This window comes from Parabacteroides sp. PF5-6 (genome assembly GCF_029504695.1).
Classification (GTDB): domain Bacteria; phylum Bacteroidota; class Bacteroidia; order Bacteroidales; family Tannerellaceae; genus QVMG01.
Genome location: NZ_JAQFIN010000015.1, coordinates 70,500 through 83,685, shown reverse-complemented (window position 1 = coordinate 83,685; position 13,186 = coordinate 70,500). Strand labels below are relative to the sequence as shown.

Sequence of the window (13,186 nt, the reverse complement as noted above, 5' to 3'; positions counted from 1 at the left end):
CAACCCATGTAAACCTAACGTAGGAATAAGATAAATTGTGTAAACTTTATTCAGTTATTAAACCATAAACTGTAAACCTATTTCAGGAGAGGTCACATCGGCTTCTCCCTTCCGGAAAAGGCCGGCAGCCTTTTCCAAAACTCCGGCAGCCTTTTGCAAAACCCTGCCGGCCTTTTCCAAAACTCCGGCGGCCTTTTGCAAAAGGGCAAGGGGATTAAGGGGTTTAAGCCCCTTAATCCCCTTACCTTCCGAGCTTTTCGAGGATCGCCCCCGGGGCCTTATTCCGCCAGCGGCAGGGTGAACCAGAAGCGGGATCCTTTGCCGGGGGTGGAGTCGACACCCAGGTGGCCGCCGAGGTCCATGATGGTTTTCTTGGCGATGCTCAGGCCCAGGCCCAGGCCTTGCTTGAAGGAGTCGGCTTTGTAGAAGTGGGAGAAGATCTTTTGGATCTCCCGGTTGTCGAGCCCGATGCCGGTGTCGGCGATCTCGACCTTGACTTCCTGGTCGCCAAGGAGGTGGTACGACAGGGTGATATGGCCTTCGGTGGTGTATTTCTTAGCGTTGTCCAAGAGGTGGAACAAGACCTGTATGATGCGCTCCTTATCGGTTTTGAGGAGGACGGATGGCAGGTTTTCGTCGAAGATAAACTTGACGTCGGGATTGACATTGAACGATTCGAATCCCATAGCCACCTGGCAGATCTCACGCAGGTCGACCTCTTCGATCTTGTAGAGCATCGAGCCCGACTCCTGGTTGGCGAAATGCAGGATGCTGTCGATCAGGTTCAACAGTGTCTCGTTATTGCGTTGCAGGATCTCGATAAAGAGGCGGTTGCCCTCCGTATCGTTATTGTTGGCGATCAGGCTCGAGAATCCCAGGACGGCATTGAGCGGCGTGCGCAGTTCGTGGCTGATGTTGGCGATAAACTCGGTCTTGATCCGGTTGGCTTCCCGCTCTTTGATGGCTTCGAGCTCCCGTTTGCGCTGTTGGGTGACGTCTTGCGTGAGGCAGATGATGATCTCCGGTTTGTTCTCTTCGTCGTAGAGGTAGGTACTGAAGTGGGTGGTGTACCAACATAACTTCTTATTGGTGAAATGGCGGTAGGTCTCCGTAAACGCCGGGATCTCTCCGCTGAGCAACTGATTGACCTTCTCGAGCACCCGTTCGCGGTCTTCGGGATGGGTGAGGTGGAAGTGATCTTCTTTGGTCGGGTTGTGCTGGCTGGCCGAGGTGCGCAACGGAATGCTACGCTCGTAGCCCAACAGGTCGTAGTCGATAGTGACCCGATCGCGCTTCACATCGTATTCCCAGATGAATGAATTGGCGGTGTTGACCGCCAGCTTCAGTTTCGCCAGGCTGGCCTCGTATTGTTGTTGCCGCGACAGTTGCAGCGGGGAACTCTCTGACTTCATTATGTCTTTTCTTTTAAAAATAAATAAAGCTTTGTTGCGCAAATATATTGATAATCTCAGGAGATCGACTCCAAAATTATGAATTTCTTTCCTTTACCTCGAAAAATGGCGATATTATTCCTTATTTAATAGGTATCATCTTTCTGATATTAGAAATAAAATCCCTACTTTTGTGCTTCAAAACATATAACTTACAAATCCCGTAGAGCATGATAACAACGAAAGCCATCAAAAGAGCATTAGTCTCTGTTTATTATAAAGAAGGATTAGACGAAATCATCCGCCAACTTCACAGCCAGGGAGTTGAGTTCGTCTCGACCGGCGGAACGCAGACCTTTATCGAATCATTAGGCATCCCCTGCGCGGCGGTGGAAGACCTGACCGGCTATCCTTCGATCCTCGGCGGACGCGTGAAAACGCTTCATCCCAAGGTGTTTGGCGGTATCCTGGCCCGTCGCGACAACCCACAAGACAACGAACAACTTGCAGCATACGACATCCCGGAGATCGATCTGGTGATCGTCGACCTTTATCCTTTCGAGGAGACCGTAGCTTCCGGCGCCGAAGATCAAGCGATCATCGAGAAGATAGATATCGGCGGCATCTCCCTGATCCGCGCGGCGGCGAAGAACTATAAAGATGTCATCATCGTGGCATCCAAGGCACAGTATCAGCCGCTGATGACGCTGCTCAGCGAAAAAGGAGCCGCTTCCACATTGGACGACCGCCGCTGGTTCGCCAAAGAAGCCTTTGCCGTCTCTTCCGGATACGACACGGCGATCTTCAACTACTTCGATGCCGGCGAAGGATCGTACTTCCGCTCGGCCATCGACGAATCCATGGGCTTGCGCTACGGGGAGAACCCCCACCAGGCGGCGAAGTTCTACGGCCGCTTCGGGCAGATGTTCGATCAGCTCCACGGCAAAGAGATCTCTTACAACAACCTGTTGGATATCGACGCCGCCGTCAGCCTGATCGATGAGTTCGACTCCCTGACCTTCGCCATCCTGAAACATAATAACGCCTGCGGCATCGCTTCGCGTCCGACCGTCGAAGAAGCCTGGGCAGCCGCCCTGGCCGGCGATCCCGTCTCGGCTTTCGGAGGCATCCTGATCACCAACACCACGCTCACCCAAGCGGCGGCCGAAGAGATCAATAAGATCTTCTTCGAGGTTGTGATCGCTCCCGCCTACGACGAAGCGGCATTGGAAGTCCTGATGCAGAAGAAAAACCGGATCATCCTGGTGCGCAAGCCGAAAGAAACCCCCGCTACGCAGTTCCGCTCACTCCTGAACGGCGTCTTGAAACAGGAGAAAGACCTGAGTATCCAAGCGGAAGCCGACCTGACGCCACTGACCGAAAAGACCCCGACACAGCAACAGACGGAAGACCTCCTGTTTGCCAACAAGATAGTGAAGCACAGCAAATCAAACGCCATCACCCTGGTGAAAAACAAACAGCTTTGCGCCAGCGGCTTGGGACAGACCTCCCGGGTCGACAGCCTTCGTCAGGCGATCGACAAAGCCCGCTCCTTCGGGTTCGACCTGCAAGGAGCCGTGATGGCATCCGATGCCTTCTTCCCTTTCCCCGACTGCGTGGAGATAGCGGCAGATGCCGGAGTTGAAGCGGTGATCCAACCGGGCGGATCGGTCAACGATCAACTCTCGGTCGATCTTTGCAACGAACGGGGCGTAGCGATGGTAAAGACGGGCATCCGTCATTTTAAACATTAATAAAACGAGGAACATAGGATATGGGACTATTCTCTTTTACACAAGAGCTGGCGATGGACCTGGGAACAGCCAACACCATTATCATCTGTAATGGCAAGGTGGTGGTCGATCAGCCCTCTGTCGTCGCCCTCGACCGGCGGACGGAGAGAGTGCTGGCCATCGGTGAGAAAGCACGTCAGATGCACGGGAAGACACATGAGAACATCCGCACGGTGCGTCCGCTGCGCGATGGAGTGATTGCCGACTTCTTCGCTGCCGAACAAATGATCCGCGGCATGATCAAGATGATCAACAATAAAAACCGCTGGTTCTCCCCCTCCCTGCGCATCGTCGTCTGTATCCCTTCGGGCAGTACCGAGGTGGAGATCCGTGCCGTACGCGACTCGGCCGAGCATGCCGGCGGACGCGACGTCTACATGATCTACGAACCCATGGCTGCGGCGATCGGGATCGGTATCGACGTGGAAGCTCCCGAAGGAAACATGATTGTCGACATCGGTGGGGGAACCACAGAGATCGCGGTGATCTCACTGGGCGGTATCGTCTCCAACAAATCCATCCGTATCGCCGGGGATGACCTGACGGGCGATATCATGGAGTATATGCGGCGTCAACACAATATCAAAGTGGGCGAACGTACGGCCGAACAGATCAAGATCAACGTCGGATCAGCCCTTACCTTCCTCGATAACCCACCCGACGACTTTATCGTGCACGGTCCGAACCAGATGACCGCCCTGCCGATGGAGGTTCCCGTCTCTTATCAGGAGATTGCCCATTGCATGGAGAAATCGATCTCGAAGATGGAAGCCGCTATCCTGAGCGCCCTCGAGCATACGCCACCCGAACTCTACGCCGATATCGTGCGCAACGGGATCTACCTGGCCGGTGGAGGCGCATTGATGCGCGGACTGGATAAGCGTCTGACCGATAAACTGAATATCAAGTTTCATGTAGCCGAAGATCCGTTGCACGCTGTGGCCAAAGGAACCGGGATTGCCTTGAAGAATATTGATAAGTTTAACTTCCTGATCCGCTAAAGCTAATCAGTCGTGCGTAAGCTTCTCGACTTTATTGTTCGTAAACGGCATTGGTTCCTGTTTGTCGCATTGGAGATTGCCTGCCTGGTGTTGATCTACCAGAATTCGACTTACCAGCGGAGCGTCTTGATCAGTACGACCAATGTGATCACCGGACATATCGCTTCGCTGTCGGGGAATGTCTCGGGTTTTTTCAATATGCGAACAATCAACCGGGAGCTGGCCGAGAAGAACGGCGAACTGGAGCTTAAGCTTTTGCAGTTGCAAAGCCGGATCGAAGAGATACAAGCCCGGGGAGTCTCCTTCGACGGGTTGGCGACCGACTCGGCACGGATCTTCCCCTACCGCTTTATCATGGCGCAGGTGAAGAATAACAGTGTGACGCAGTTGTCCAACTATATCACGATCAACAAAGGGGAGAAAGACGGTATCGTGCCGCAGATGGGCGTCGTGTCCGAAGGCGGTGTGGTAGGGATCGTTTCGTTGGTGTCCGATCACTTCTCGGTGGTCCTGCCGGTGCTCAACCCGAAGTTCCGCCTGAGCTGTAAGGTATTGGGAAGCAACTATGCCGGTTCGCTGGTCTGGGACGGACGCAATGCCCGCTACGCGCAGTTGAAGGAATTGCCCCGCCATGTGGAGTTCCAGAAAGGCGATACGGTCGTGACCAGCGGTTACTCCGCCATCTTCCCCACCGGCATCATCATCGGAACGGTAGCCGACTACCGGCGGGAGCACGACGATAACTTTTACAGCCTGGAGATCGAACTGTCGACCAACTTCCAGGCGTTGGATTATGTGCGCGTATTGATCAACGAAGAACAGGCCGAACAGCGGATGTTGGAAAAGGAGGTGAAGAAAGATGGTAAATGATTTTGTACGTAACCTGATTTACTTTGTCTTGTTTGTCCTGATTCAGGTGCTCTTCCTGAATCATATCTACTTCTTGCGTCTGGCCACTCCGTTCCTTTATCTTTATTTCCTCCTGAAGCTACCCAACGGGATGGCCCGTTCGCGGATGTTGTTCCTGGCTTTCTTTACCGGACTGACGATCGATGCCTTTACCAATACGCCCGGAATGCATGCGGCGGCTTGTACGCTGGTGGGTTTCATTCGTGAGCCCCTGATCCAGTTTCTGACCGGCAAAGATCTGCCCGAAGGGGTCTATCCCTCTTTCCGAAGCTTCGGTTATGGCGGTTTCTTCCGCTATAGCCTGACGTTGGTGGCGATTCATCATCTCGTGCTCTTCGGGATCGAATCGCTCTCGCTCTTTGATCCACTCTTCCTGATCCTGCGGATCGTAGGGAGTGTGGGCATGACGACTTTATTGGTCTTTGCCGTAGAAGCGTTTAACGTAGAGTCGCAACGAAGTGGAGAGAAACCATAAATACGCGCTCGAGAACCGGCGTTATGTGATTGCCGGAGCTGTCGTGGTGGTGGTCTTGATCTTCATCATCCGCCTGTTTACGCTCCAGGTGATCGACAACGGCTACAAAGCCTCGGCAGATAGCAATGCTTTACTGAGAAAAACCATCCATCCCTCCCGCGGGCTGATCTACGACCGCAACGGAACACTCCTGGTCTTCAACCAACCGGCCTACGACGTGATGGTGATCATGCGCGAGGTACAACCGTTCGATACGCTCGACTTCTGCCGTACGGTGGGCATCACCCGCGAAGTCTTCGACCGACGCCTGGTCGAGATGAAAGACCGGCGGATGAATCCCGGTTACTCCTCCTACGTGCCCCAGGTGTTTATGAACCAGCTCTCGGTCGAGGAGTATGGCGTATTGCAGGAGAAGCTCTACCAGTTTCCCGGCTTCTATATCCAGAACCGGACGATCCGCGACTATGCCTATCCCCGGGCGGCGCATCTCTTGGGCAATGTCGGGCAGGTGAATAAGAAAGATATCGAGAAAAATCCCTATTATGTGCAAGGCGACTACTCGGGACGCTCGGGCGTGGAGCGCTCGTACGAAGAGGTATTGCGCGGAGAGAAAGGTGTCGAGATCCTTTTGCGCGACGCGCACGGACGAATCAAAGGAAAATACGAAGACGGAGCGCAGGACCAGGCTCCCGTTTCGGGCAAGAACCTGACCTTGTCGATCGATATCGACCTGCAGGCTTACGGCGAGGAGCTGATGCAAAACAAACTGGGCAGTATCGTGATGATCGAGCCTTCGACGGGTGAGATCCTCTGTATGGTCTCCTCGCCGACCTACGATCCGCGCCTGTTGGTCGGACGGCAGCGGGGCGCCAACCATACGCTACTGGAGAAAGACCCTTTACGTCCCCTACTCGACCGGTCGATCATGGGCTTTTACCCGCCGGGATCTACCTTTAAGCCCTCGCAGGGACTGATCTTCCTCGAAGAGGGGGTGATCACGCCGCAGACGATGTACAGCTGCGCCCACGGCTATACGTTTCGCGGCGGTAAACCGGCCTGTCACGGCCATGCTTCGCCTTTGAACCTGGTGCCGGCTATTGCGACCTCCTGCAACTCTTTCTTTTGCTGGGGGCTTCACGATATGATCGACAGCCGACGCCGCTATCCGACGGTGCAGGATGGCTTCGAAGTATGGAAGAACCACATGGTATCGATGGGCTACGGCTATCAACTGGGCGTCGATCTGCCCGGCGAGATCCGCGGTTTCATCCCCAATAGCGCAGTCTACGATAAAGTCTACGGCAAACGTTGGACCTCGAGCACAGTCATCTCCATCGCCATCGGGCAGGGAGAGGTATCGGCTACGCCCGTGCAGATGTGCAACCTGGCGGCGACGATCGCCAACCGCGGTTATTTCTATACGCCTCACGTAGTGAAAGAAATCGAAGGCGGTGCGCTCGACTCGACCTATACGAATAAACGTTTCCCTTCCGTCGGCCGCGAAGCCTACGACCTGGTTGCCGAAGGCATGCGCCAGGCGGTATTGGCCGGTACCTGCCGCCGGGCGGATATCCCCGGGCTGGATGTCTGCGGCAAGACGGGAACGGCTGAAAACCCCCACGGAAAGGATCACTCCGCCTTTATCGGCTTTGCCCCTTACGACAACCCGAAAGTAGCCATCCTGGTCTATGTCGAGAATGGCGGCTGGGGCGCCAACTACGGCGTGCCTATCGGACGGTTGATGATGGAGAAGTATCTGACGGGAGAGATCTCGGCGGAAAGTAAATATATCGAAGAACAGATGAAACAAGCATCCACTATTCACCAACGTTATGCGCTACAGGAAAACTAACATCTGGCAAACGGTCGACTGGATCACGATCCTGTTCTTCGCCCTGTTGCTCATTGCCGGGTGGTTCAGCATCTGTGGCGCGAGCTACGATTTCGACAATACCGGGCTGTTCGATCCTTCGGGGCGTCCGGGCTCGCAATTGATCTGGATCGGGACCTCGGTCGTATTGATCTTTGTCCTGATGATGCTGGAGAGCGACTTCTACGATATCTTCGCCTACCTGATCTACGGGGCGGTGATCCTCGTCTTGCTGCTGACGATCGTAGGCGCCGTGGCGAATCTTCCTTTTGTGCCGGATATCAAGGGATCACGCTCCTGGCTGGTCTTCGGACCGGTACGCATCCAGCCCGCCGAGTTCGCCAAGTTCGGTACCGCCCTGGCGTTGGCGAAGTTTATGAATGGCTATGGCTTCAAACTGACGACGTTCAAGAACTTTACGATTGCCCTGTTGATTATCCTGGTGCCAATGGTCTGTATCCTGTTGCAGAAAGAGACCGGCTCGGCATTGGTCTACCTGGCATTCTTCCTGGTATTGTACCGCGAAGGCATGTCGGGGTATATCCTGCTGGCGGGCGTCTGTGCGGTGGTTTATTTTGTGACGGGCATGAAGTTTGGCGAGTCGATCCTGGGCATCACGCCATTGGGCGAATTGGTTGTTTCGAGTATCGTCTTGGCCTTGTCGACCGCCCTGGTGGGCGTCGGAGCCAAAGACCGACGCAATGCGTATGTCTTACTGGCTGCCATTGCGGTGACGTTCCTGGGGGCGTATATCGTTTCGATCTTCACGCCGGTCAACTTCGCCTGGGTGGCGATGGGACTGATCGGCATGATGTCGCTTTATCTCTTGTTTCTCTCGCTTAAGAAGTGGGTCTGGTCGTATGCGCTGATTACGATGTTCGCCTTGGGCTCGATGGCTTTTCTTTATTCCGTCGACTATGTGTTCGACAATATCCTGGAGCCACATCAGCAGGTGCGTATCAAGGTCTCTCTGGGATTGGAAGACGATCCGAGCGGCGCGGGTTATAACGTGAACCAGTCGAAGATCGCCATCGGCTCGGGAGGTTTCCTGGGCAAAGGATTCCTGAACGGCACACAGACGAAGCTCAAATACGTGCCCGAGCAGGATACCGACTTTATCTTCTGCACCGTCGGCGAGGAACAGGGGTTCGTGGGCGCTTCCGCCGTACTGATCCTTTTTGCCGCCTTTATCCTGCGCCTGATCGTCCTGGCCGAGCGGCAGAGCAGCCCGTTTGCCCGTGTCTATGGCTATAGTGTGGCGGCAATCTTCTTCTTCCATCTGGCAATCAATATCGGCATGGTCATCGGACTGACACCCGTGATCGGCATCCCCCTGCCATTCTTTAGCTACGGAGGCTCTTCCCTCTGGGGCTTCACCATTTTACTGTTTATCTTCCTCCGACTGGATGCTTCGCGCAAGGAGAGATAAATGCAAAAAAAAGTTTCACACCCCCTTCCACCTTTCACCCGACAGCCAGATCCCTGTATTGATCAGCGTTTCGGGTGAAGACTTGGTGAAGACTTGGCGAAGGATGGAAGCTTCCCGAAAAAGGCCGCCGGAGTTTTCCAAAAGGCCGGCAGGGTTTTCCAAAAGGCCGGCAGGGTTTTCCAAAAGGCCGGCGGAGTTTTCCAAAAGGCCGGCAGCCTTTTCCGACAAGATCTGTCGTTTATTTAAGTATCCTCTACCTTTCACCCGAAACGCTGATCAACACAGGGATCTGACGAACGGGTGAAAGGTGAAGACGGGGGTAAAAACTTTTATGTGATAAACTACCGGTAGGTTGCGCGCAAACTACTAATACTTTGTCGCCAAACTACCGGTAGTTTGCGAACAAACTACCGGTAGTTTCCGAAGAGAATATTAACATCTCATTTTCAATGGCTTAGAAATTGCATTGAAGAAAATCAGAAGATTTTCTTCGGTAGTTGGTAGTTGGTAGTTAGAAGTTGGTAGGCGCGGAGCGGTGAATCGAAGAAGATTGGAAGATTTCTGAACTCTGATTCTACTGATTAAATGATGAATTATGAGTTAGGTTTTGTGTACAAATCAGTAGTATCTAAGCTCCTCTCCTGGACAGGAGAGGGGGACCACCGCTTGCGGTGGTGGAGAGGTTGTCTTTGTTAGGTGACTATATACCAATAAATTACTAATAGGAACAACCACTCCACCGCTGCAAGCAGCGGTCCCCCTCGCCTGGCCAGGCAAGGAGCCAAGATAGCAACAGTCGCGCATCTTCACATCTCACAATATTTGCCCCCGCCGGAACCCCCTTTCCCAAAACATTGCACTTTGCCCGAAAAAACATTGCGCTTTGGCCGAATAAAGTGCAATGTTTTTTTGGACAGGGATAAACGGAGAGGAATTGAAAAACCGGCAGTCCCCGCGAACGGGGCTGCCGGAGAATAAATGCCGGGTTAATCCGGTGAATATCTTTATCAGTGATAAGTCTTTAGTAATTAATAATTAATAATTAATCATTAACCATCACCTTCCACGTTTGCTGTCCTGCCCGAACAAAATAGATACCGGCGGGCAAAGCAATTGTTTTCGAACCCCGAAGTCCACGAAGTTGCACGAAGGTTTGGCCGGTGACGGTGTAGACCGCCACGTCGACCGCAGTGGTCATTTCATTGTCAATTGTCAATTGTCCATTGTCAATTACCAGGCGGATCTTGCCGGTGGCAAGAGAGGCGTGGCCCGTGGTATACCCTTCGAGTGTGACGGTGACCGGGCCGGTGACGGCGTCGATGGTGTAGGAAAGGGAAGCCCCCTCCCGGCCTCCCCCCAAGGGGGAGGAGAAAGAAGTCGCTTCGCTTCGAAGAGCCTCCCCTTGGGGGAGGTTGGAGGGGCTGTTGCTTGGGCCTATCTCCTGGCCGTTGGCATAGACGTGTACCGCTTCCGGATCGATCGCATCGTCGAGGGTGACGGCAAAGCTAAACGCTTCGCCATAGGCCACGGAGTGGGTACCGGCACCGACGCTATAGGTAACCCCTTCGGTGGGGGTCAGGATCACGTCGTACGCCCGTTGGGCGATCAGGATCGTATGATCGGCCGTAACGGGGTTGAGGATATAGCTGTAGTAAGCTCCGGCGGCAGGCACGGTAAAGGGCGTGTCGACGCCATCGATCACCAGCATAATATCCTCTGCGGTGAGTGCCGGATCTTCGGGCAGGAACTGCAGGAAGAGATGGTCGCTCACCAGGTGCTCGCCCGCGCTAAGGCCGTGTAAGAGGATTCCCGGTGCCACTTCGAGGGTGAGCGTGTGGTATTCGGCGGGGTCGGCCAGCACTACCGTTTCGTAGGCGCCGATATTGATGATATTGTTCTGGATACGCTCATCGCCGGCGGCGTCGGTGTCAGGATAATCTTTGTCTTCATAAGCCTCGTTATCTCCCGCATCGATTGCCGGGCTACCTTCCTGCAAGCGGAAGTCACCGTTGGCGGCATCGACGAAGAGGGGGTCGATATCTTCACCAATCAGGGGGTTTGCTTCAATAAAAAACGGTTTCTGCGGAGCCATGCTGCCGATCAGGTTATGGGAGCCGGAGGCGCTGCTAACGTAGAGATCCTTACCACTGCCATCCTCGAGCTTATTTCCCCAGAGGATATTGTTCGTCAGGATGGTGCTGGTGTAGGCAAGGACTCCGCCGCCGGAGTTGGCTGCTGTATTGCCGTAGATCGTATTGTTGATCAGGGTGGCGCCGGCGGCAAAGACTCCGCCGCCGCCGCCGTGGCCGGCTTCATTGCCGTAGATCGTATTGCCCGTCAGGGTGGTGCCGACGTTGGCATTGACTCCGCCGCCGGTGGTGGTGGCTTTATTGCCGTAGATCCTATTGTGGGTCAGGGTGGCGCCGTCGGCAAAGACTCCGCCGCCATGCCTTTTGGCCGTATTGTCGCAAATCGTATTGTTGATCAGGGTGGCGTCGTTGGCATAGACTCCGCCGCCGTAGCTTTCGGCTTCATTGCCGTAGATTGTATTGTTCGTTATCAAAGCTTCGCCGGAGGCAAAGACTCCGCCGCCGTAGTACCGGTAGATATAAGGGACTCCGTCCACCGTTATAGAGTTACCTCCACTCGCATTTCCGCCGGTTATATGGAAGCCGTCGAGGGTGGCGGTCTCAGCGTCAGCACCAGTGTCGACATCAGCACGTTTCAACACCATAACCACCACGTGGTAGCAGTTGTCGGTGTTATCGTTAAGATCACCTATATCCCCCGAGAGGGTCGTTCTGTTCTTTACCCAGTCGCGCTGATCGCGCTCAGTTTCCCCTCCGGCAAAGCCGCCATAGACTTCGACGCCCGCAGGGATTACAAAGGCGCAGTCGCGGTCGTCGGTGCCGTTACCGGCTTTATACTTCGGATAATAGGTTCCCTGGGCGACCCAGATCTGGGCGACTTTATTGTCGGGATCGGCGGCAAAAGCCAATGCCTCGCCCAGGTCGGAGATGGCATTAGTCCAGGAGGAACCATCGCCTTGATAATCTGCCACGGTGATATCGACTGTGCGGCTGACGTAGAGGATGTTGTTGGTAGACACGAGTGTCACAGCCGGCCAGGCGCCTATATTGGCATCGCCAGTTCCCGCACCGATCGCCGCACTATAGACCCCTAAGCGGAAGTCGCCATTGGCGGGATCGATAAAATAAGGGTCGCCGATCAGGTCGTCGGTGTCATTATAAGAGGCACCATCCCCCTTGACCATGCTGCCGATCAGGTTATTGGAGCCGGTGGTGGAGGTGCCTGTAACGTAGAGATCCTGAGCACTACCACTCTCCCCGTACTTATTCCCCCAGAGGATATTATTGGTCAGGGTGGTGTTTTCGAAGGTAATGACTCCGCCGGCGCCGTATATGCCTGTATTGCCGTAGATCGTATTGCCCGTCAGGGTGGTGGTGACTCTGGCATCGACTCCGCCACCTTGGTTGGCTGTATTGCCGTAGATCGTATTATTGATCAGGGTGGCGTTGATGGCATAGACTCCGCCACCGAATCCGGCTGTATTGCCGTAGATTCTATTGTTTTTCAGGGTGCCGTCGGTGGCACAGACTCCGCCACCGGACTGTCCGTAACCTCCTGTGATATGAAATCCATCGAGCGTGCCGCCAGTAAGGTATACCACACGAAAGCAGTTGTCGTCTATCCCATTTTCACCTATCTCCCCCGAGAGGATCGTTGGGTTCGTTGCCCAGCCGCGGTCGGAGAGATTTTCTTCCCCTCCGGCAAAGCCGCCATAGACTTCGACGCCCGCCGGGATCACAAAGGCACGGTCGCGGTCGTCAGTGTCAATGCCGACTTTATACTTCGGATAATACGTTCCCTGGGCGACCCAGATCTCGACAGGGTCGGCATCGGCGGCGGCAGCTTCCGCCAGTGTTTTGGCTTCCGCCAGCGCATCACTTAATTCCTTATAGGCATTATCCCAGGAGGAGCCATCGCCGCCGGTAGCGGCAGCATTCACTCGAATCACTTTTGTCTCCGCTCCTGCGGCGAAGGCATTCAAACTAAGGGCTAACCCTATAAGGCATAGGGTCAGGATCAGGTGTTTTGTTCTCTTCATACGTCTTGTTTTTAAAAATTGTGTTTATTAAGTTCTATCAATTATCAATTAACCAAAGGTGTAATTTCTGTTTCATACTGTTTGTTTGTTTATTGAATAAATTGAAAATAGAGGGCTCTGTTCCTCCTTGATTGCTCAGGGACAAATCTACGGGGAAAGGTTCGGTCGGACTTGCCAAATTAGGAAAAC

Annotated in this window: 9 protein-coding genes; 6 read left to right on the top strand and 3 right to left on the bottom strand. The window is 54.1% G+C overall.

Features of this window, described 5'->3' with window-relative positions:
- Positions 1-278 precede the first annotated feature (278 nt).
- Positions 279-1,412: a sensor histidine kinase gene (locus M2133_RS14120; protein ID WP_277466822.1), complete on the bottom strand. Its 1,134-nt coding sequence runs from the start codon at positions 1,410-1,412 to the stop codon at positions 279-281.
- Between the two features lie 209 nt (positions 1,413-1,621).
- On the opposite strand from M2133_RS14120, the gene purH reads away from it, so the two are divergent.
- Genes purH through rodA form a run of 6 tightly spaced genes read left to right on the top strand, consistent with a single transcriptional unit; the run spans position 1,622 to position 8,868 of the window.
- Positions 1,622-3,145: a bifunctional phosphoribosylaminoimidazolecarboxamide formyltransferase/IMP cyclohydrolase gene (gene purH / locus M2133_RS14115; protein WP_277466821.1), complete on the top strand. Its 1,524-nt coding sequence runs from the start codon at positions 1,622-1,624 to the stop codon at positions 3,143-3,145.
- Between the two features lie 20 nt (positions 3,146-3,165).
- On the top strand, positions 3,166-4,185 hold the full coding sequence (locus M2133_RS14110; protein ID WP_277466820.1) for a rod shape-determining protein: 1,020 nt from the start codon (positions 3,166-3,168) through the stop codon (positions 4,183-4,185).
- Positions 4,186-4,197: 12 nt separating this feature from the next.
- The gene (mreC, locus tag M2133_RS14105; RefSeq protein WP_277466819.1) at positions 4,198-5,055 is read left to right on the top strand and encodes a rod shape-determining protein MreC; all 858 of its coding nucleotides are present in this window, start codon (positions 4,198-4,200) and stop codon (positions 5,053-5,055) included.
- Complete coding sequence (gene mreD / locus M2133_RS14100) at positions 5,045-5,569, top strand: rod shape-determining protein MreD (protein WP_277466818.1); 525 nt, start codon at positions 5,045-5,047, stop codon at positions 5,567-5,569. The genes mreC and mreD overlap by 11 nt, the downstream gene beginning before the upstream one ends.
- Positions 5,553-7,421, top strand: coding sequence for a penicillin-binding protein 2 (gene mrdA, locus M2133_RS14095; protein ID WP_277466817.1), 1,869 nt, complete (start codon positions 5,553-5,555; stop codon positions 7,419-7,421). The genes mreD and mrdA overlap by 17 nt, the downstream gene beginning before the upstream one ends.
- Complete coding sequence (rodA, locus tag M2133_RS14090) at positions 7,402-8,868, top strand: rod shape-determining protein RodA (protein ID WP_277466816.1); 1,467 nt, start codon at positions 7,402-7,404, stop codon at positions 8,866-8,868. The genes mrdA and rodA overlap by 20 nt, the downstream gene beginning before the upstream one ends.
- Before the next feature lie 15 nt (positions 8,869-8,883).
- Here rodA and M2133_RS14085 read toward each other — a convergent pair whose 3' ends face one another.
- Both M2133_RS14085 and M2133_RS14080 read right to left on the bottom strand, forming a co-directional pair.
- Positions 8,884-9,132, bottom strand: coding sequence for a hypothetical protein (locus M2133_RS14085; protein ID WP_277466815.1), 249 nt, complete (start codon positions 9,130-9,132; stop codon positions 8,884-8,886).
- 778 nt (positions 9,133-9,910) lie between these two features.
- Entirely contained in the window at positions 9,911-12,997 is a 3,087-nt protein-coding gene (locus M2133_RS14080; protein WP_277466814.1) for a choice-of-anchor Q domain-containing protein, read from the bottom strand.
- Positions 12,998-13,186 lie beyond the last annotated feature (189 nt).